Origin of the sequence: Dehalococcoides sp. UCH007 (genome assembly GCF_001010485.1) — a bacterium.
In the GTDB taxonomy this organism is placed as follows: Bacteria; Chloroflexota; Dehalococcoidia; order Dehalococcoidales; family Dehalococcoidaceae; genus Dehalococcoides; species Dehalococcoides mccartyi_A.
On record NZ_AP014722.1, the window covers coordinates 1 to 20,347 of the forward strand.

20 protein-coding genes are annotated in these 20,347 nt (G+C 49.1%); 10 read left to right on the forward strand and 10 right to left on the reverse strand.

The genetic code is table 11. The features are described 5' to 3' along the window. The first annotated feature begins 258 nt into the window (after nucleotides 1–258). The 3 genes from dnaA (at nucleotide 259) to nadD (ending at nucleotide 3,799) form a co-directional block, all read left to right on the forward strand. Complete coding sequence (gene dnaA / locus UCH007_RS00005) at nucleotides 259–1,596, forward strand: chromosomal replication initiator protein DnaA (RefSeq protein WP_046960709.1); 1,338 nt, start codon at nucleotides 259–261, stop codon at nucleotides 1,594–1,596. Between the two features lie 326 nt (nucleotides 1,597–1,922). Next, the gene (gene obgE, locus UCH007_RS00010; protein WP_046960710.1) at nucleotides 1,923–3,197 is read left to right on the forward strand and encodes a GTPase ObgE; all 1,275 of its coding nucleotides are present in this window, start codon (nucleotides 1,923–1,925) and stop codon (nucleotides 3,195–3,197) included. After that, nucleotides 3,185–3,799, forward strand: coding sequence for a nicotinate-nucleotide adenylyltransferase (nadD, locus tag UCH007_RS00015; protein ID WP_046960711.1), 615 nt, complete (start codon nucleotides 3,185–3,187; stop codon nucleotides 3,797–3,799). The genes obgE and nadD overlap by 13 nt, the downstream gene beginning before the upstream one ends. Nucleotides 3,800–3,880: 81 nt before the next feature. On the opposite strand, the gene gyrB is transcribed toward nadD, so the two are convergent. Both gyrB and UCH007_RS00025 read right to left on the reverse strand, forming a co-directional pair. Further along, the gene (gene gyrB / locus UCH007_RS00020) at nucleotides 3,881–5,809 is read right to left on the reverse strand and encodes a DNA topoisomerase (ATP-hydrolyzing) subunit B (RefSeq protein WP_023651681.1); all 1,929 of its coding nucleotides are present in this window, start codon (nucleotides 5,807–5,809) and stop codon (nucleotides 3,881–3,883) included. A gap of 203 nt (nucleotides 5,810–6,012) precedes the next feature. Beyond that, complete coding sequence (locus tag UCH007_RS00025; protein ID WP_012881365.1) at nucleotides 6,013–8,199, reverse strand: RelA/SpoT family protein; 2,187 nt, start codon at nucleotides 8,197–8,199, stop codon at nucleotides 6,013–6,015. Nucleotides 8,200–8,309: 110 nt separating this feature from the next. Here UCH007_RS00025 and hisS point away from each other — a divergent pair, with 110 nt between their 5' ends. Both hisS and UCH007_RS00035 read left to right on the forward strand, forming a co-directional pair. Beyond that, nucleotides 8,310–9,584, forward strand: a complete 1,275-nt coding sequence (gene hisS, locus UCH007_RS00030; protein ID WP_231854701.1) for a histidine--tRNA ligase — start codon at nucleotides 8,310–8,312, stop codon at nucleotides 9,582–9,584. Then, entirely contained in the window at nucleotides 9,581–10,744 is a 1,164-nt protein-coding gene (locus UCH007_RS00035) for a saccharopine dehydrogenase family protein (RefSeq protein ID WP_046960713.1), read from the forward strand. The genes hisS and UCH007_RS00035 overlap by 4 nt, the downstream gene beginning before the upstream one ends. Here UCH007_RS00035 and UCH007_RS00040 read toward each other — a convergent pair. The 5 genes from UCH007_RS00040 to pyrF all read right to left on the reverse strand — a co-directional run bounded on the left by UCH007_RS00040 (nucleotide 10,741) and on the right by pyrF (nucleotide 14,709). Beyond that, nucleotides 10,741–11,379 (reverse strand): glycerol-3-phosphate acyltransferase, encoded by a 639-nt coding sequence (locus UCH007_RS00040; RefSeq protein WP_082111127.1) that lies wholly within the window; start codon nucleotides 11,377–11,379, stop codon nucleotides 10,741–10,743. The genes UCH007_RS00035 and UCH007_RS00040 overlap by 4 nt on opposite strands. A 20-nt stretch (nucleotides 11,380–11,399) precedes the next feature. Then, nucleotides 11,400–12,320 (reverse strand): branched-chain amino acid transaminase, encoded by a 921-nt coding sequence (locus UCH007_RS00045; RefSeq protein ID WP_046960714.1) that lies wholly within the window; start codon nucleotides 12,318–12,320, stop codon nucleotides 11,400–11,402. 144 nt (nucleotides 12,321–12,464) lie between these two features. Continuing rightward, nucleotides 12,465–13,637: a DNA polymerase IV gene (gene dinB, locus UCH007_RS00050; RefSeq protein WP_046960715.1), complete on the reverse strand. Its 1,173-nt coding sequence runs from the start codon at nucleotides 13,635–13,637 to the stop codon at nucleotides 12,465–12,467. Next, nucleotides 13,637–13,825, reverse strand: coding sequence for a DUF951 domain-containing protein (locus UCH007_RS00055; RefSeq protein WP_023651688.1), 189 nt, complete (start codon nucleotides 13,823–13,825; stop codon nucleotides 13,637–13,639). Before UCH007_RS00055 ends, dinB begins: the two co-directional genes overlap by 1 nt. A 71-nt stretch (nucleotides 13,826–13,896) precedes the next feature. Beyond that, entirely contained in the window at nucleotides 13,897–14,709 is an 813-nt protein-coding gene (gene pyrF / locus UCH007_RS00060; protein ID WP_023651689.1) for an orotidine-5'-phosphate decarboxylase, read from the reverse strand. A gap of 147 nt (nucleotides 14,710–14,856) precedes the next feature. Between pyrF and UCH007_RS00065 the strand changes: the two genes are divergently transcribed. The 3 genes from UCH007_RS00065 to UCH007_RS00075 are packed head-to-tail and all read left to right on the forward strand — an operon-like array spanning nucleotide 14,857 to nucleotide 17,717. Continuing rightward, complete coding sequence (locus UCH007_RS00065) at nucleotides 14,857–15,552, forward strand: GIN domain-containing protein (RefSeq protein ID WP_046960716.1); 696 nt, start codon at nucleotides 14,857–14,859, stop codon at nucleotides 15,550–15,552. A gap of 38 nt (nucleotides 15,553–15,590) precedes the next feature. Further along, nucleotides 15,591–16,385 carry a GIN domain-containing protein gene (locus tag UCH007_RS00070; protein WP_023651691.1) on the forward strand — a complete coding sequence of 265 codons (795 nt, stop codon included), beginning with the start codon at nucleotides 15,591–15,593 and terminating at the stop codon, nucleotides 16,383–16,385. A 51-nt stretch (nucleotides 16,386–16,436) separates the two neighbouring features. Beyond that, nucleotides 16,437–17,717, forward strand: coding sequence for a bifunctional folylpolyglutamate synthase/dihydrofolate synthase (locus tag UCH007_RS00075; RefSeq protein WP_231854703.1), 1,281 nt, complete (start codon nucleotides 16,437–16,439; stop codon nucleotides 17,715–17,717). A gap of 12 nt (nucleotides 17,718–17,729) precedes the next feature. Here the strand turns inward: UCH007_RS00075 and UCH007_RS00080 are convergent, their stop codons facing one another. Next, nucleotides 17,730–17,945 (reverse strand): hypothetical protein, encoded by a 216-nt coding sequence (locus UCH007_RS00080; RefSeq protein WP_023651693.1) that lies wholly within the window; start codon nucleotides 17,943–17,945, stop codon nucleotides 17,730–17,732. Nucleotides 17,946–17,958: 13 nt separating this feature from the next. After that, nucleotides 17,959–18,222 (reverse strand): hypothetical protein, encoded by a 264-nt coding sequence (locus UCH007_RS00085; RefSeq protein ID WP_012881376.1) that lies wholly within the window; start codon nucleotides 18,220–18,222, stop codon nucleotides 17,959–17,961. Between the two features lie 300 nt (nucleotides 18,223–18,522). On the opposite strand from UCH007_RS00085, the gene dtd reads away from it, so the two are divergent. Next, on the forward strand, nucleotides 18,523–18,984 hold the full coding sequence (dtd, locus tag UCH007_RS00090; protein WP_023651694.1) for a D-aminoacyl-tRNA deacylase: 462 nt from the start codon (nucleotides 18,523–18,525) through the stop codon (nucleotides 18,982–18,984). Between the two features lie 51 nt (nucleotides 18,985–19,035). Continuing rightward, nucleotides 19,036–19,464, forward strand: coding sequence for a Fur family transcriptional regulator (locus UCH007_RS00095; protein WP_023651695.1), 429 nt, complete (start codon nucleotides 19,036–19,038; stop codon nucleotides 19,462–19,464). Between the two features lie 51 nt (nucleotides 19,465–19,515). Here UCH007_RS00095 and UCH007_RS00100 read toward each other — a convergent pair whose 3' ends face one another. After that, nucleotides 19,516–20,268 (reverse strand): hypothetical protein, encoded by a 753-nt coding sequence (locus UCH007_RS00100; RefSeq protein WP_046961502.1) that lies wholly within the window; start codon nucleotides 20,266–20,268, stop codon nucleotides 19,516–19,518. Nucleotides 20,269–20,347 lie beyond the last annotated feature (79 nt).

Consider the following 20,347-nt stretch of genomic DNA (forward strand, 5'->3'; position numbering starts at 1 on the left):
AACTTTATTTTGATTTATGCACCTATGATGGCAGAAAGAGGCTAAAAACAGACATATCAGTGAGATTTGGAGAGTAAGGGAGTGTCAAGTGACCTTCTATCCCTGCCACAGGCACCTTGCTTGTTGTCAACCGCCATTGTTACTATTTATCTAGTCTTTAACAGATTGGTACTTATTCTTACAGGGGTGGATCATTTTCATGGCAGAGTGCTTACCCCCTTGATTTCAAACACGGTTTAATTACTGGGAGGGATATTTTTGTCTATTCGGCCTGCACAAGAACTGTGGGAAACAGCCCTGGGGGAAATTGAACTTCAGGTAAACAAGCCCAATTTCCGCACCTGGTTTGCCAAAACTGTCGGCCTTAAGTACGACGGCAGTGAGTTTATTATAGGCGTTCCCAATACTTTTGTAGCCGAATATCTAGAGATCAATCAGCGTTCGCTGATTGAAAAAACCCTGATAAATATTACCCACAGCCCGGTTGAGCTGGGTTTCCAGCTTGTCCAGTCCGCTCAGGTGCCGGCTGCCGCTCCTCAAACAGCCAGAGAGAAAACTATTTCTCCTTTTAATCCCCGTTATACCTTTGAATCCTTTATTGTGGGTTCCTGCAACCGCCTGGCTCACGCCGCTTCACTAGCGGCCGCCCAGAATCCCGGCAAGAGCTACAACCCGCTTTATATCTACGCAGAGGCAGGTTTGGGCAAAACCCATCTTTTACAGGCTATCGGCCATCTGGCAAACTTAAACCGCCGCAAGGCTCTGTATGTGAGCGGAGAACAGTTTACCACTGATTTTATATCATCTATCCGAAACGGCCAGACCGAAGAATTCCGTGCCCGTTACCGGGATGTAGACCTGTTGCTGCTGGATGATGTCCAGTTTATCGGCGGCAAGGAGCAGACCGAAGAATGCCTGTTCCATACCTTTAATGACCTGCATAACTCCAACCGCCAGATAGTTATTTCAGCGGATTCACCCCCCAAGTCACTGCCCCAGCTGGCCGAAAGATTGCGTTCCCGTTTTGAGTGGGGGCTGACTATTGAGATTGAACCGCCTGATGAAAAAACCCGCTTTGAGCTTTTACAGCTTAAAGCCGAGCAATCCGGTGCCGAACTTAATATGGATACCCTGGAGTATCTGGCACAGGAAGTAAAGCATAATATCCGTGAATTGGAAGGCAGCCTTAACCGGGTGCTGGCTTATGCCCGCCTGTTAAGGGCAACCATTACCCCTGATCTGGCCGCCAGAGCCCTTTCAGATATCGGCTCACGCCCGATCAGGGAAAACAGCCCTCTCCGTCCCGGTAATATAATTTCAGCCGTATCCCAGGTATTTCAAGTACCGACAACCGAACTTTTGGGTGCCGCCCGTGACAAAGATACGGCTCTGGCTCGTCAGTTTGCCATGTTTATGCTCAAGCAGCAAAATTCGGCCTCTCTGGTAGAAATAGGCCAGTCCCTGGGGGGAAGAAGCGCTTCCACCGTCAGCCACGCCTGCGATAAAATCCAGCTGGAGCTGGAAAACAGCACTTTTCTTCGCCTGAAAATGTCCGAGGTTCAAAACCACCTTTCCCAGCAGCGCCTTTCTCGCTGATATTAACCCTTTTCGCCGTACCGCTTTTCCTTATCCTTATATTTTTCTTTATTTTCATTCTGCCAGCAGGGTGCTTTTGCCGGTTTTTCTATTCTTTTTAGACAGTCTTTCTATAACTTTGTTATATTTTTCGATAACCAGGTTGAATTTTCGATAACTTTAAGGGAACTTTGCTTTGAAAATAAGGCCGGAGGACAGGAATAGCGATTTTACTCGTAAAGCTTTATTATTAGTATTTCTGATATACTTAAAAAATAAACTAGTTAAAGTTTACAGGTTTTCGACAACTCAAGAATTAGATAACTTTTTAGATAAGGTGTTTTTATATGTTTGACAGAGTGGAAATACGGATTAAGTCCGGAGACGGCGGCAGCGGCAAGGTCAGTTTCCGCCGCGAAAAATTTGTGCCTTACGGCGGGCCGGACGGGGGCGATGGTGGGGATGGGGGCAATGTATATCTGGAAGCGGACTCAGGGCTTTACAGCCTTTTAAATTTTAAACATAAACGGGTGCATAAGGCGGCTAATGGCGAGAATGGTATGGGCAGCCGCTGTACAGGCCACAACGGGGCTGACCTGGTGATAAAAGTGCCGGTTGGTACGGTTGCTACTATTGTGGAAGAAAACGGCCAGAAACGGGTTCTGGCTGATTTGGCCGCTGACGGAGACCGTACTCTGGTAGCCCGCGGGGGACAGGGCGGACTGGGTAATACCCACTTTGTTTCATCCACCAACCAAGCCCCCATGCTGGCTCAGAAAGGCCAGCCGGGCGGCGAATATGAGCTGATACTGGAACTGAAACTGATTGCCGATGTGGCTATTATCGGCTATCCGAATGTGGGTAAGTCTTCACTGCTTTCACTGCTTACTGCGGCCAAACCCAGGGTGGCTAACTACCCGTTTACTACACTGTCACCGGTGATGGGTGTAATTCAAAGGCCGGAGGGTGCCTTTGTTATGGCGGAAGTACCCGGCCTTATTGAAGACGCCCATCTTGGCAGGGGGCTTGGTCATGACTTTTTGCGTCATATTTCCCGTACCCGCATGGTTATCCACCTGCTGGACGGGACTTCGGATAACCCCATAGATGATATGATAAAGGTCAACAGTGAGCTGTACCTTTATGACGCCTCTTTGTCGGAACGTCCACAGGTGGTGGCGGTAAATAAAATAGATGACGAACTGGTACAGCTTAGACGGGAAGAGTTGACAGAGATCTTTAAAGAAGCCGGGCTGGAGGTATTTTTTATTTCTGCCCTGACAGGCGAAGGGGTGGAGGTGCTTTTAACTAAAGTAGCTGAAAAGCTGGCTATTCTTAAAGCGGCAGATGCACCTGAAACAGAAACTGACCATGAAATCAAGGTGTTCAGGCCTGCCCCCAAGGGGAAAATGGGTTTCCGTATAACCCGCCTGGAAGACGGCTGGCAGGTTGAAGCGCCTGAAATTGAACGTATTATTGAGCACTCTGATATTGAAGATTTGGAGGTCAGGCGGCAGATAATGGTGCTTCTAAAACACCGGAATGTCCAGCAGGCCTTGATAAAGGCCGGGGCAGTTATCGGCCAAAAGATTATAACCGGCAGGATGGAATGGTATCTTTAAAAACAGGCATATTGGGGGGGACTTTTGACCCCATTCATACCGGCCACCTGATACTGGCCGAAGAAGTAAAAAGCAGGCTGGGGTTGGATGAGATTATTTTTATACCCACCGGCCAGCCATATTACAAAGCGGACAAGACTATCAGCCCGGCAACAGACCGCCTGAACATGGTTAAACTGGCCATATCAGGCAAGCCCTATTTCAGGGTTATGGATATTGAAATAAAACGAAGCGGCCCTACCTATACGGCAGATACCTTAAACGACCTGAAGCTTATTCTGCCCGAAAAAACCGAACTTTACTTTATATTGGGCTGGGATAATCTGGAGGCTTTGCCGCGCTGGCATAAAGCTCCGGAAATAATACGGCTCTGCCAGCTGGTGGCTGTACCCCGGATAGGGCAGGTGAAACCGGATGTAGACGAACTGGATGATAAACTGCCCGGTTTGCAGCAGAGCCTTATTATGCTGTCCAAGCCGGAGGTAGATGTCTCTTCGTCTCTGGTAAGGGAAAGGGTGGAAAACGGACAGGGCGTGGAACATCTGGTGCCGGCGGCGGTTGCTGCTTATATCAAAGAGCACGGTCTGTACCATAGGCAATAAAGCCGCTATTTTAACGTCAGACAAAAAATAAGGGGCTTCTTAAGAAGCCCCTTAGCTGTTTTCAAAGGCTTTATTTCAGCCTTAGATATCCAGATTCTTAACTGTTTTGGAATGGGACTGGATAAAGGCCTTGCGGGGAGCCACTTCACCGCCCATCAGCAGGTTGAAAATCTGGTCAGCCTTGGCGGCATCTTCCACTTTTACTTCAAGCAGGGTGCGGCTTGCGGGATCCATGGTAGTCCTCCAGAGTTGTTCGGCACTCATTTCACCCAGACCTTTATACCGCTGGATATCTACTTTGGTGCTCTTGGTTTGGGAAAGCAAAGTTTCTTTTTCGGCATCATTGTATACCCAGTGTTCGGTGCTGCCTATTTTTATTTTGTAAAGAGGCGGCTGGGCAATGAACAAATGGCTTTCGGTGATAAGGCGGGGCATATGGCGGAAGAAAAAGGTCAAAAGGAGTGTCCGTATATGTGAGCCGTCCACGTCAGCATCTGTCATGAGTACCAGGCGGTTGTAGCGCAATTTTGCGGGGTCAAAATCATTATCTATGCCTGCAGCCAGAGCGGTAATGATAGCCCTGATTTCTTCGTGGGCCAGCATCTTGTCCGGTGAGGCCTTTTCTACGTTTAAAATTTTACCCCGTAATGGGAGTATAGCCTGGAAGCGGCGGTTACGGCCCTGTTTGGCTGAACCACCGGCCGAGTCACCTTCTACCAGAAAGAGTTCACACAGTGAAGCATCCCGTTCCGAACAATCCGCAAGCTTGCCCGGCAGGGTGCCTGTATCCAGAGCACTCTTGCGGATAATAAGATCGCGGGCCTTGCGGGCGGCTTCACGGGCCTTGGCGGCGGTGATACATTTTTCTAATATGCGTTTGGTATCATCAGGGTGTTCTTCCAGATAAAGGGAAAGCTGTTCGGCAACGGCGCTTTCCACGAAGCTCTTTATTTCAATATTGCCCAGTTTGCCTTTGGTCTGTCCTTCAAACTGGGGTTCGGGCAGTTTGACGCTGACAATGGCTACTATGCCTTCGCGCACGTCATCACCCATCAGGTTCGGGTCTGTGTCTTTAAGGAATTTTGACTTGTGGGCGTAGTCATTGAAAGCTCGGGTCAGGGCGGAACGGAAACCGGTAAGATGAGTGCCGCCGTCAATGGTATTTACACAGTTGGCAAAGGTAAGGGTAGAATCCGAGTAGCCGTCATTGTACTGGATGGCTACTTCCAGAATGGTGCTGTCTGATTTTTTGGTTATATAAATGGGCTGGCGGTGGCGCACTTCGCGATTGCGGTTTAAGTGACGGACGAAGCCGGTGATACCGCCCTCAAAATAATACGTACGCTCCTGGTCAGATTGTTCGTCATAAATATATACTTCAAGCCCTTTGTTGAGGTAGGCTATTTCCCGCAGGCGGTCGGTTAGGATCTCAAAGTCATATTCCGTAGTGGAAAATATCTGTGAATCCGCTTTAAATATAGTGGTGGTGCCGGAACCGTCTGATACACCTATTTCTTCCAGCGGGGTGCTGGGCTTGCCGCGTTGGTAGCTTTGCTGGTAGATTTTGCCGTTGCGCCTGACCTTGACCGTAGTCCATTCGGCCAGAGCGTTTACTACTGACGCACCTACCCCGTGCAGACCGCCGGATACCTGATAGGTCTTGCCGCCGAATTTGGCACCGGCGTGGAGTACGGTCATAACCGTTTCCAGGGCGGAAATCTTGGTTACGGGGTGAATGTCCACCGGGATACCGCGGCCGTTGTCTTCAACGCTGACGCTGCCGTCTTTAAACATGATAACCTTAATCCGGTCGCATACCCCAGCCATAGCTTCATCTACGCTGTTATAAACAATTTCATAAACCAGGTGATGCAAACCGCGCTGGTCAGTAGAGCCGATATACATGCCCGGTCTTTTGCGGACAGCGGCCAGACCTTCCAGTACCTGGATATCACTGGCGGTATAGTTTTCTGAATTTGCACCCGGTTTGGCTTTATTTACATCTAACATAATTTCATTTCATCCTGTGGCTTAAAATACATAAAGGAGAGGAGGCAGAGACAAAGGCTCCGTGAAAAGAGACAAAAAAAGAGAGGTTTCAGAGGTGGATTTTGACAGACTCTAAAAGCTTTCATTAGATATCCAATTATAGCACAGAGGGTTAAAGGGGTAAAGAAATCAGCTACAGGCCAGCTTTGGACGGCAGCTGAAAATCAACCGGACCTTGAGCCGTCAGTACCCACCCGGTTGATACTGATTATGCCGCGTATACCCTCCAGTTTGGCCATTAATCTGGTCAGCTGGGAAAGGCTTTTTATCTGGGCTGTCATGGAAAGAGTGGTAGTTTTATCGTCATTTTCAGTTACGGTCATGGAAAGGATACTGATTTTCTCTTCGGCTACCACAGTAGAGACATCCCGTACCAGACCTACCCTGTCCCATGCCTGAATACGCATAGATGCCGGATAAAGTTCCTCTTTGGGCATACCCCAGTCTACGCTCACCAGTCTCTCCCTTTCTTCCTCGTGGAGAATATTGTGGCAGTCTTGGCGGTGTACTGTAACACCCCGGTTACGGGTTACATAACCTATTATATCGTCACCGGGTACAGGGTTGCAGCATTTGGCAATATTGGTTAAAAGAGAACCGGTGCCCATCACTGAAACACTGCTCTGGGAGGAAGGCTTGGCCGTCTGGAGAGGGGGTGCGACCACCCGCGGCTGCTCCTGCTGGCTGAGGAGTTTCATGGATACCTGATGAACTGAAACTGCTCCGTAGCCTATAGCTGCCAGAAATTCATCTGCATTTTCGTATTTGAAGGCTTTGGCCAAAGCCTCACGGTCAACTGTTTTTATGCCGATATGCTTAAGCTCTTTTTCCAGCAGCTCCCGTCCGCGTTCCAGGTTTTCAGTCCGTTCCTGTTTCTTGAACCAGGCCAGTATCTTTTCGCGGGCGTGATGGGTTTTTATATAACCCATATTGGCATTCAGCCAGTCACGGCTTGGGCCGCGGTCCTTTTTGGTGGTGACTATTTCCACTACCTCACCGTTTTTAAGCTGGTAGTCCAGCGGTACCAGCCGCCCGTTTGCTTTGGCACCTATACAGCGGTTGCCCAGTTCGGTATGGATACGGTAGGCAAAGTCTATGGGGGTAGCCCCTTTGGCCAGGTCTTTTATTTCGCCTTTGGGGGTAAAGACAAAGACCTGGTCGTTGAAAATATCGGTCTTGACGGATTCCAGAAATTCTTCGGCACCGCGCATATCCCTATGCCACTCAATAAGCTGTCTCAGCCAGCCGATACGGTCTTCAAAGTTTACGTCTTCTTTACCGGCGGTTTTATAACGCCAGTGGGCGGCCACACCGTATTCGGCAATATGGTGCATCTGGTAAGTGCGTACCTGAACTTCAAGCGGGGTAGTGCCTAAACTCATAACGGCGGTATGCAGGGACTGATAGCCGTTCGGTTTGGGGTTGGCTATATAATCATCAAACGCACCCGGTATGGGGTGCCACAAACTGTGCACAATGCCTATGGCATGGTAACAGTCCGGGATGTCATTTACCAGCACCCTCAGGGCGAGTACGTCATAAATATCTTCAAACTGTTTGCCCTGGGAGGCATATTTTTCCATTTTCTGATAAATGCTGTAAAGGTGTTTGGGGCGGCCGGAAAGTTCCACCTTCAGCCCGTTTTTCTCAAATTCGCTCTGGAGAATGGCACTTACATGTTCAATATAATTTTTACGCTGGGCAAGTTTTGAATCTACCAGATTGGCTACCTGGCGGTAATGGCGGGGGTCAAGGTAACGGAAGGCCAGGTCTTCAAGCTGCCATTTCAGTTCCCATATGCCTAGGCGGTGAGCAAGGGGGGCGTAGATTTCCATAGTTTCTTTGGCAATACTGCGGCGTTTTTCAGCCGAAAGTGCCTGAAGGGTGCGCATATTGTGAAAGCGGTCTGCCAGTTTTATAAAGACCACCCGCAAATCTTCGGACATGGCCACCAGCATTTTGCGCAGGTTTTCAGCCTGACGCAGACTGGCATTGCCGCCGGGGCGGCGGGCGTCTTCTATAGCCGGACCAAGTGCCAGCTTGCTCAGTTTGGTTACCCCGTCAACCAGTTTGGCTACGTCTGGACCAAACTTTTTATCTATCTGCTCCAGACTGATGTTGGCATCTTCGGGTACGTCATGGAGCAGGGCAGCCGAAAGGGTAGAAACATCCAGCTGGAGGTCAGCCAAAGTCAAGGCTACATTTAAGGGGTGTTCAATAAAGGGTTCGCCGGATTTGCGCATCTGGCCGGTATGGGCTGCGGCGGCATAGTTATAGGCTTCCTCCAGAAAAACCAGTTTTTCCGGGGGAAGGTATTTGGATGCCTTTTCTTTAAGATCGGCGAATTCCATCTTGAAATACCGCCCTTGGTTTAATAACTAAAAGTATAGCGCACTGGCAGCGGTGTATACAAAATCTGGCGTCGGGCCTAACTAAAGGCTATAATAGAGAACACTTACAGTTGAAGGAGACAGATAGCTTGTACCAGTCACCCAGAGGTACAGAAGATATACTGCCTGAAGACCAGCCTTACTGGCATTTTGTCAGGCAGCAGGCCGCCCGTATTGCCGCTCTTTACGGCTACCAGCAGACAGATACACCCGTTTTTGAAGATGCCGGGTTGTTTGTGAGGAGTGTTGGCGAGGGGACAGATATTGTTTCCAAGGAAATGTATACCTTTGAAGACCGGGGCGGAGACAAACTGACTTTGCGGCCTGAAGGGACTGCCCCCATTTGTCGGGCTTACCTTGAGCATGGTATGCAGACCCGCACCAAGCCGGTCAAGCTTTATTATCTTAGCTCTATTTTCCGTTATGACCGCCCCCAGGCCGGGCGTTACCGCCAGCACCACCAGTTTGGTTTTGAGGCTATAGGCGAGGCTGATGCTTCGCTGGATGCCGAAGTTATAGAAATGGCCTGGCGTCTTTACAATCTGCTGGGTATCAATGACCTTTCGCTGGAGTTAAACAGCATAGGCTGCCGTGAGTGCCGCCCTGCCTATATTTCGGCACTTAAAGCTTATTACCAGAGGTATGAGGGCAAGCTTTGTTCAGACTGTAAAACCCGTCTGGATAAAAACACCCTGCGTCTGCTGGACTGCAAGCGGGAGGAATGCCAGTGCGTGGCTGAAAATGCTCCCCGCAGCGCAGATTACCTTTGCCCGGACTGCCTTGCCCACTATAACCGTCTGAAGGAGTGCCTGACGGTAGTGGATTTGCCCTTCCATGAAAATTTCCGTCTGGTAAGGGGTCTTGATTACTACAGCCGCACTGTTTTTGAAATCCAGCCCAGTATAGAGGGCGCCCAGAGTACCATTGGCGGCGGCGGGCGTTATGACGGGCTGATAGAACAGCTTGGCGGAGAGTCTACCCCGGCCATAGGTTTTGCTACCGGTATTGAGCGGATTATTTTAAACCTGAAGCGGCAGGGTATTACCCCGCCGTCATTGCCTTCTCCTTCTGTTTTTCTGGCCTATATGGGAGAGGCCGCTTCTCTGGCTTCGGTTGCTTTGGCATCAGACCTGCGTAAAGCGGGTATAGGTATATATCAGACATATGCCCAAAAGAGTATCAAAGCTCAGCTCAGGCAGGCCAACAGTCTGGGTGCAGATTGGGCGGTGATACTGGGTGAAGAAGAACTGAAACAGGGCTGTGCCGTCCTTCGGAATATGAAAGAGGCCGGTCAGGCAACCATACCCCTTGACCAGCTGATTTGTGAGATAAAAAAACAGATATGACAAAGAATATACTAATTATTGGCGGTTACGGCAATGCCGGCAGCTGTATAGCTATGCTCCTCCTTCAGGAGACAGATGCCCGTATTTTTCTGGGCGGCAGGAATCTGGAGAAAGCCAAGTATATAGCCGAAGGCCTGAACCAGTTGGAAAGCATCCAGCGGGTAGAGGGTGTAAAGCTCAATGTGGAAGACCCCCAGAGCCTGAAAGAGGCTTTCTGCGGTATGGACATAGTGGTGGTGGCTTCCAATACGCCCGAATATGCCCGCCAGATTGCTTTTGCTGCTTTGGAAGCTAAAGTTGATTATATTGATATCCAGTATTCAGATCGCAAGCTGCATCAACTGAAGCTGCTCTCCCAGAAGATAAATAATGCAAATCTCTGCTTCATAACCGAGGCCGGCTCGCTGCCGGGTCTGCCTTCGGCTTTGGTGCATTTCAGTCACCAAGATTTTACTACCCTGGAAAAGCTTTCGGTGGGGGCTATTATCTGCCAGAACTGGAAATCAGCCATATCTGAAGAGCGCACCAACGAAGTGATGTGTCAGCTTTCCGATTACCAGCCGTATGTTTACAAGGATTACCATTGGAAACGTCTGGGCTGGTTTCGCCCCGGCACTTCGCGTACCTTTAATTTCGGGCCTTTCGGTCGTTTTTCCTGCAGCCCTATGACACTTGAAGAAATGCGTTCGCTGCCCGGTATGTATCCAAATCTCAAGGAGCTGGGTTTTTATCTGGGCGGATTTAACTGGTTTACCAACTGGATAAGCATACCCCTTTTGAACCTTGGGCTTCGCTTTTTAGGCAAAGAGGCCAAACGCTCTTTGGGCAGACTGATGGTCTGGGGGCTGCGCAATTTTGACAGCCAGCCTTACGGTATGGCTATTAAAGTTTCCGCCAGAGGCGAACGGGGCGGGGTAAGGGAACGGCAGGATATATTGCTTTCCCACAAAGATGCATATATGTTTACGGCTATACCTCTGGTAGCCTGCCTTAAACAGTATATAGACGGCTCTGCCCGCCGTTCCGGCCTGCATTATATGGGACATCTGGTAGATTCCAAGCGTCTGGTGGCAGATATGGAAAAAATGGGTATGACCATCCGTTTTCAAACCCAGCTGATGGACAAACCTCCGGTAGAACGCCCCCGGGTAGAAGCCTAACTGCCCTTATCCGGCCGTTTCCAGTGGTCAACTATCAAATTGCGGCGGTTAGCCGGGTTACGCAGGCTTTTCCTGTTATCCAGTACGAACTTGATGCCTATCATCAAAAAGAGCAAAACGGATATCAGGGTAGCAAATTCGGAATAGCTGCCGTACCAGACTAAAAATGGCAGGCTGAAAAGAGCTATTCCTGTGGCCAAAGCTACGTTTCGGGTAATGGCTAAAGGTATAAAAACTAAAAGTGCCAGTATAAGCAGTTGTTGGGGAAGCCCGTACACAGGCAGTAAAAAGAGCATTGCCCCGAAGGCCGGCCCCAAACCTTTGCCGCCTTTGAAATCCAGCCAGATGGGCCAGTTATGACCAATTACCGCTATAAGTCCGGTCAGGATAACCCACTGGGCGTTTTGGGCAAGCAGGTAATAAGAAACTGAAACCGCCAAAGCGCCTTTGGCCATATCCATCAGCGCTACAGTAATGCCGGCTCCCGCGCCTACTTCGCGGAAGGTATTTAAGCCGCCCACATTCCCCCCGCCCATTTGGCGTATATCCCGCCCGGCTATACGGCGGGTGACCAGATAAGCAGAGGGGATAGAACCCAGCAAATATCCTATCAGGAGTGACAGAACGGTATACATAGTGCCCTCCCAAGGGTTATTTACAGGTTATAAACCGGGGTGCACCAGCTTGAATATTTGGCTATATTGCCCTTTATGGCTTCAAAATATAAATCTTTAAGTTTAGCGGTTAAAGGCCCGATTTCGCCGTTACCCACCTTGCGGTGGTCAATTTCGGAAACGGGGGTTAAATGGGCAGCTGTGCCGGTCAGGAAACATTCCTCCGCCATATAAAGCTCTACCCGGTCAATGCTTCTTTCAAGCACCTCCAGCCCCAGCTCTTTTTCGGCCAGTTCCATAACAGAGTTACGGGTAATGCCGTCCAGTATGCTGTCACAGATGGGCGGGGTGATAAGCTTTCCCTTTCGGACTATAAACAGGTTTTCGCCGCTGCCTTCGGAGACATGCCCGTCAGGGGTCAGCATGATACCTTCGTCAAAGCCGTTTTCCACGGCTTCGGTCTTGGTAAAAGCGTTATTCAAGTAGATGCCGGTTGATTTCAGCTGGGGAGGCATGACGTTATCGTCAGGGCGGCGCCAGGTTGAGACACAGCAGTGGCAGGTGTCCTTGTCTATATATCTGCCCCAGGGTATGGCCACAATCAGCAAATCACATTCCAGATTGTGCAGCCTGACCCCGAAGGTTTCGGAACTTTTATAAGCTAAAGGGCGGATATAAATATCTTCCTTGAAGCCGCACTTTTTTATAAGGTCAATAGTTATCTTGCAAAGCTCGTCCACAGTGTAGGGCAGGTTCATCTTGAGCACTTTGGCACCGGTCAGCAACCGGGTATAGTGCTCCTTCAGGCGGAAAATGTACATCTGCTTCTTTTCATTATTCCAGTTGCCGCGGATACCTTCAAATACCCCGGTGCCGTAGTGCAGGGCGTGGGTCATTACCCCTATCTTGGCATCCTCCAGCGGTATTATCTGTTTTTTAAAGTAAGCATATGACGTTCCCATATTGCGGACTCCTTTCTTTGAAAATAGATTATAGTCCGCCCGGTATTAAAGGACAAGCCGCGTTTGGCTATGGGATTAATCAGGGGAAGATTATTTCAGGTAATAGGGTAAGAGGCAAATACCCGCTCTATGAATAAAAACTTTCTAAAACAAATCTTTCAGCTTGTAAGTCCGCCCGGTTTGGACTGAACCAAAACCGTATTTCTGGCGGATTTTATCCAGAGAGGCGTCCAGTTTTTCCAGCCGGGCTCTGGCCGGGTCTATTTCCAGCTGTTTTTCGGGGCCGCAGAAATCGCTTATACCTACGCCCAGCAACCTGACCGCCTGACGGTCTGAAGTAAGTAGGTTGTTCATCAGCGTAAGTGCGGTTTGGAATATTTCCTGATTGCCTGAGCAGGGGTGATTAAGGTGCTTTTGGCGGGTAAGGGTGGTGAAGTCCGCAAAGCGTATTTTTATCTGAACTACCCGTGTTTGTTTGCCACGTTTACGCAGGGTGGCGGCAATTTTTTCAGACAGATAACCCAGCTTTGCTTCCAGAAAGGTAAGGTTTCGGGTATCAGTCTCAAAGGTGGTTTCACGGCTGATAGATTTGGCTTCGGCAGGCATTTCAACCGGGCGGTTGTCTATTCCCTTGGCGGCATTTGAAAGGTATGGGGCGTATGCACCCAGACTGCTTTTTAAAAATGAAGCAGGCAGCGCAGCCAGCTTACCTAGAGTATCTATACCCAATGATTTCAGGTGATATTCGGTCTTTTTGCCTATGCCCGGCATTACGGATATATCCAAAGGGGCTAAGAAAGCAGCTTCTTCACCTGCAGGTACTTCACACTGTCCATTGGGTTTGGCATGTTCGGTGGCTATTTTGGCCACTACTTTGGAGTTGGCAATGCCGATACTGGCGTTTATACCCAGTTCAGCTGTGATGCGGCGGCGGATTTTACAGGCCATTTCGCCAATACTGCCGTGCAGGGATTCAAAACCGGTTACTTCAAGATAGGCTTCATCCAGCCCCATCGGCTCAAGAAAGGGTGAGAAGTCTGCGAGTATTTGCATGAATTTTTCCGAATACTCACGGTAAAGCTGGTGGGTGCCTTCAATAAATATAGCCTGAGGGCAGAGGTGTTTGGCGGTAAGAAGCGGCATTCCCGAATGGATACCGAGTTTGCGGGCTTCATATGAAGCGGCCGCCACCACGCCCCGCCGTTCGGGTTTGCCTCCTACGATAACCGGTTTACCTTTGAGCTCAGGGCGGATGGCCTGTTCCACTGAAACAAAAAAGGCATCTAAATCCGCATGCATTACCCGCCGGATGGCCATCATTCACCGCGCTTTATCAGACATTTAACCTTTTTTTCAAATAAGGGACGGGGTAACAGCAGATGGTGGCTGCAACACAGACAGGTAATACCTATGTCCGAGCCCGCAAAATCCACCTTCCAGTCCGTGCCGCCGCAGGGGTGGGGCTTACGCAGCTTGTATACATCTCCGGGGAGTATTTCCAGCATTTTACTTCCATGGGGCAGGTGCATTTATCCGGTGTACAGATTGATATAAAAGCAGCTGCCACTTCCGTATATTAAAAACGTTTCCTGTAATGATTTATGGCATCACGCATCTGGTTGGCGGCTTCGGCTGCTCCTTGGGCGAATTCACTGCCGCTTCGGGCATAAAGTATGCCGCGGGAAGCACAGATAAGAGCCAATTCGCCGTTGGGGTTAGTTCCGTTTTCTACGGTAGCTTTCAGATCTCCGCCCTGAGCGCCTATGCCCGGTATAAGAAAAGGCAATTTGGGGTAGCTGAGGCGGAGATTTTTCAGCTCTTCCTGCTGGGTTGCACCCACTACCAACCCTATATTCTCATAGCGGTTCCACTGTAAGGCCTTGTCTGCCACTACTTCATACAGAAAGCGTTTTTGTCCCAGATATTCGGTTTTGAGCATCTGAAAATCTGTTGAGCCCTGGTTGGAAGTGCGGCAAAGAATAAATATGCCCTTATCCTGATATTCAATAAACGGTTCAAGGGAGTCATATCCCAGATAGGGGCTGACTGTTACGCCGTCACAGCCCAATTCGTCAAATACAGCTCTGGCATAGGCTTTTGAGGTGTTGCCTATATCTCCCCTTTTGGCATCCGCTATGGTCAGAAGTTCCGGCGGAATAAGATTGCAGGTTTCGGATAACATTTCCCAGCCCTGTTTGCCCAAAGCTTCGTAAAAAGCCAGATTTAGTTTGTAGCCGCAGACAAAAGGTGCGGTGGCGGCGATAATCTCGCGGTTAAATTCCAGTGCCGTCATGCCCACCGGCATAAGTTTCGGGTCAGGGTCTAATCCCACGCAAAGAAGGCTTTTATTTCTGTTTCCAGCCTGTTTCAGTTTTTCTAAAAACTTCATGTGTTAAGTCCTCTGGAAAGGATATTATCAACAGTAATGCCTTACAGTCAAGAGAATAAAGTCAGTAACTTTGTTCTCCGGTATATTTAAATGCCCTTTACAGGGTGGTAACATAAAACGGGAGAATAAACATGGAGGTATATGTCCATGAAGAAGGAATTTGCGAATAAAGATTTTCGGCAGATAGAGGCCGGGCATGGTTTTGAGATAAACCTGATACGGGCAGATAGTTTTGAAATATGGCTGGACGCACCTGAGGACGGGTTTAAGAATATTGAAATAAAACAGGAGGGTGATAAACTGTGGCTGATGTACAGCCCCAGTATTTTCAGCCTGAAAAACCTGCTGCCGGGCTGGTATCTGCCCAGAGCTACGGTAAAGATGCCCCTGTTAGGCGGGCTTTACGTAAACGGGGCAACCCGAGCCAGACTGGAAGGCTTTGATACCGACGGAAAACTGGAAATACGGCTAAGCGGTGCCAGCCAGCTTGAGGGTGAAGTGAAGGCCGGAGAAGCCTTGATAAAGGCTGAAGCGGCTAGCGAGATAAAGCTCAAGGGTGTTTTCAAAAAACTGAAGCTGGAACTGGAGAGCGGCAGTAAGGTGCAAATGGAAGGCTGGGCGGAGGAACTGGAGGCAGAAGCCATAGGAGTAAGCCGTATTGTACTGGACGGTATGGTCTGTAAGCATGCCAAAGTAAAACTGGAAAATGCCAGTCAGGCAGAACTGCGGGTTGAAGAAGTGCTGAACGTGAAACTGAATGGTGCTTCCGAATTAAAATATGCCGGAAGCCCATGCTTCAACGAAGTGGAAATAAAAGGTTCATCCAGCCTGAGCAAAAACTGATAAAATGGTATAATCAATCTCCTTCAAGGAGGTTTCAGGTGAAAAAAGCAGGTCTGTTGTGGTTGTCTATATTTCTTGTATTAACACTTGCTTTGCTTGGGGGAGGGTGTATTCCGGGGGTTGACGGATTTATTACGGGCAACGGTGCGGTAGAGAGCCGGGCCTTTGATTATACTGATTTCAACCGGGTAGAAATATCAAATGTTATTACGGCTGATATCTCCTGTTCAGATTCTTTTGAAATATCTGTTTCAACCCATGAAAATATTTTTGAATATCTGGAACTGGAGAAAAGCGGTCAGACTCTTAGGATTGGTCTGAAAGACCACTTCAGCTTTACAAATGTAAAAATAGAGGCCAGTATTTGCCTGCCGGAGCTGGTGGGGCTGAATATTTCAGGTGCTTCCGAGGCTGTTGTAAGCGGATTCAATTCAGTGAATGATTTTACGGCTCTGGTTACCGGCGCTAGCCGCCTTGCTCTGCGTAATATGAGGGTAGGGCAAAGCAGTTTTTACATAAACGGTGCCAGTGTTGCCAGCGGAGATTTGGTTTGCGGCAATGCCGGTATAGAGGTGTCCGGGGCTTCCCGCTTGGAACTTTCGGGGCAAGGCGGTGATATAAATGTGCTGGCTGAGGGTGCCAGCACTGTTAATCTGGAAAAGTTTCTGGCGGCAAGTGCCATAGTTGAGGCTGCCGGTGTAAGCAATATACGGGTATACACCAACGGTGATTTGTACATAAAGGCCAGCGGTGTCTCTTCGGTAAAATATTTCGGTACTCCGGTTATCAAAAATATAGATATCTCGGATATTTCTTCAGCAGGCAAAGGTTAGGGGGATACTCTGGAAGAGAGTTACCGGCAGGCTTTAAACTTTATACTGGGGTTGACAGATTATGAATCTGCCACCAGCCGGGCGGCTGCCAATTATGATCTCCGGCGGGTGGTGGAGCTTTTAATGAGGCTCAGAAACCCTCATATGGGTATTCCGGCTGTTCATCTGGCCGGTACCAAGGGCAAAGGCAGTACGGCTGCCCTGATTGCTTCGGTTATGTCTGTGGCCGGTTACCGTACCGGTCTGTACACTTCGCCCCATCTGCTGGATTTCCGCGAACGTATTCGTCTGGATGGCAAGATAATTTCCAAAGCCCATTTGGTGCGGCTGATGGCTTCCATCAGCCCTCTGGTAGAAGAAATGAATGACCATGCCTATCTGGGTAAGATAACTTCGTTTGAGGTTATGACTGCGCTGGCGTTTGAATTTTTCCACCGCCAGCAGGCTACTTTTCAGGTAATTGAAACCGGGCTGGGTGGCAGGCTGGATGCTACCAATGTTATTACCCCCAGCCTTTCTGTTATCACCCCTATAAGTCTGGACCATACCGAAGTGCTGGGTGATAGCTTGGAAAAAATATCTGCTGAGAAAGCCGGCATTATTAAACAATCTGTGCCGGTGGTGTCTGCCGCCCAAAGACCGGAAGTTATGGCAGTTATCCGCGAACGCTGCTGTAAAACCGGCTCAAAACTTATTGAGGTGACTGACGGCTACAAGGCCGAACTTTTAGGTTACACTGCCCAAGGTCAGTCACTCAAACTTAGCGGTCGTCAGGCTGAATACCGGCTGTGTCTGCCGCTTTTAGGGCATTACCAGCGTCAAAACGCCCTTACCGCCCTGGCATCTCTGGAGGCGCTGGTAGAAGAGGGCTTTAAAATAAGCCCCGAAGATATAACCGAGGGGTTCGGGCAGGCCAGATGGCCGGGGCGGTTTGAGGTTATCAAGGGCAATCCTCTGCTGATTATTGACGGCGCCCACAATCAGGAAGCCGCTGCCGAACTCCTGCTTTCACTGCAAGAATATCCCCCGGCTGCCAAAGTAGAAAAAGAAAAAAGGGTGCTGGTCTTCGGCACTTCCTTTGATAAAGATGCCGGTGCTATGGCGGATTTGCTTTCCGGGTATTTTGGAACAGTGATACTGACCCATTCCCTCCACCCGCGGGCTATGAAACCGGATTTGCTGAGGAAAGCCTTTGACGGGCGTGGGCTTAAGGTACTTGAGGCAGACAGCGTGCCTAAAGCTTTGGAACTGGCAGGCAGGATAGCTCTGGCAGATGGTCTGGTATGTGTTGCCGGTTCTCTCTTTGTTGCCGCCGAGGCTTTAAAAGGGTAGAGCCAGCCCCGCTCAGGAACTGGCTCTGAGTAACTCTATCAGTTTACTTTTCTTGTCCGGATAGGGGATAACCTCTTCCTTCAGTTTTTTCCAGGTCTCCGGGCAGCTTTTGTATTCTATTCCCAGAAACTGGTGGATTATTTTATCCAGTTCCTTTCGTTTTTCTCCCTGCGGGTCTACCCCGGCGGCCAGAAAAATATCCCCTATATGCCTGAAATAGCAGGACATGGTTTGCTCCTTGTTAAGGCAGTTCGGCAAATACGTTGCTTAATGCCTCGTCCGGCAGCATATTCTCCAGTACTTTTTCCATAGCCATAGTATGGCTGCACATACCCCAGGCGGCAAAGAAATTACAGGTGCAGTGCCATTTACCGTTAATATATTCGGTGGTGTGGATATCGTTTTCTCCGCGGAATTGGACGGATAGCTGGTTAAACCTTATGCGGTCTTTCTCTTGGGCATAGCGTTTGGCTTTTTCTATTTTGCCTATCAGGCTAGACTGCATTTCGCCACCTCCTAAAATATTAAAGGCACTGGTCAAAGCTGACCGGTGCCTTATACCCGAAGTTTATTTAAATGATAAAAAATGAGAATTTTCAGCATCTGCTCTCACTCTCGCTTTTACTATATATATTGTAATCCCTGCGTGTGCCGGAAGTCTATAAGTAATAACACCAGATGCCGTCTTATAGCGAGTTTGTTTGTGCCTGATAGCTCTCTGTAAGTAGTTATTTCTCTATTATACTTCTTATTTCGTTTTGCCAGCTGGATAGTTTAAAATAAGGCGGCATGGAGGCAGGCAAATATGAAAGCGGTAATCCAGAGGGTTAGCCGGGCATCTGTAATGGTAGGCGGAGAGACCGTGGGCGAAATAGGGCCGGGTTTGGCGGTGCTGCTGGGCGTGGCCGAAGGGGATACGCAGGCAGATGCCGAATACCTGGTATCCAAGATAATAAACCTGCGTATATTTGCTGATGGCGAAGGCAAGTTTAATCTGTCTTTAAAAGACCTTTGCCGTGAGCTTTTGGTGGTCAGCCAGTTTACCCTTATTGCCGATACCCGAAAGGGCCGCCGCCCCAGTTTTGTTGAGGCCGCCCAGCCAGAGGAAGCCGACCGTCTATATAACTTGTTTATCCGCCTTTGCCGTGAAGAAGGTGTGCAGGCGGCAACCGGGAAGTTCGGGGCTATGATGATGCTGGAAATCCATAATGACGGCCCGGTGACTATTATTCTGGACAGCCGTGACCGTTTGAACCCCCGCCAGTAGAGGCAGTTGCAAGCAGTTGCAATAATAAGCTCTAACTGCTAGACTAGCTGTATGCATAAACAAAATTCTATAGCCGGTGAACTGGCAAATGACGGTTTTCGCCTGACCCCCCAGCGGGTGCTTATTCTGGAGGCTCTGGATATGGCTGAAGGGCATATGAGTGCCGAAGATATCTACGCTGAGGTGGGGCAGGAATACCCCAATATAAATATTTCCACTGTTTACCGCACCCTGGAGCTTTTAAAGGGGCAAGGTCTGGTGCTGGAAACAGACATGGGTGACGGGCGTTTACGCTACCATAGTGTCAATAAGGGTTCACGCCATTATCTGGTTTGCCGTAAATGCGGAAAGATAACCGACCTGAGCGAAGATATGGTCAGAGAGCAGGAGCAGAGTATCTTAAAAAAGTATGGCTTTGCGGCTGATTTTAAAAATCTGGTTATTTACGGACAGTGCCAGAAGTGCGGTGATTCGGCCTGAGAGCCGGGTTTTTGGTATCGGATATATTCACCGCCTTTAAAAGGCGGTTTTTTATTCGTGTATAACTGCGTTCGGGCTGGGTTGGAAGGGGTGGGTGCGCAGCACCAGTGAGTACAGATGAGGATACTGGGATTTTAAGTGGATAAGGTATTTTATCCACTGGTTAAGCAGCAGGGCATACATACGCTTTACATCATTGGCAATATGGGCTTTGTCAGTTTCCGGCAGATTTTCAAGACTCTGGCGGGCATCCAGTTCCTCTCCCAGATGAAAACTTGCCCAGAGCAGGTCGGTAAAATCATCTTTTTCCAGCAGGTTAGGGTTTTCAAGCAATGTCAGCATAAAAGAGCGTTTGGCGTCCAGCAGGTTTTTAAGGTGCTGAAGGTCCAGTTTGCCGGGGTTCGGCATATGGCTGAAATGGGCAGAGTAAGTAAGCGCTTTTTTAAATTCGGCATTTGACCAGTTTTTATCTACTGCCATCTGGGAAGAAATCTGCTCAGGGTTATCAAAGCTGTCCAGCAGTTTTCCCAGCAGGGCATTGCCCAGTTCGCTGTAAAAAGCCCCCACCACCATGTTCATTTTTTGGGAAAGGGCGTGTTTTTCCCGGCTGGTAAGAATACGCTCAATCACAACTACCACCAGAAAGACTTCCAAAGGGATAAAAGCCAGATCCCCCAGCATATAGATAAATATATGGTGGCTGTCCTGAAAAATAAAGTAATGGAGAAGGTACAGCATGGTTGAAGCCGTAAAGCTTATTATGGCTACGGCAATGATAAAACGGCCGAGCTTACGGTTTTCCATAGGGTTATTTAACTTGATAGCCGCCTGCTTGTCAATATATACAGGATTGACCGCCCTTACCCCCTCAATTACAATGTTG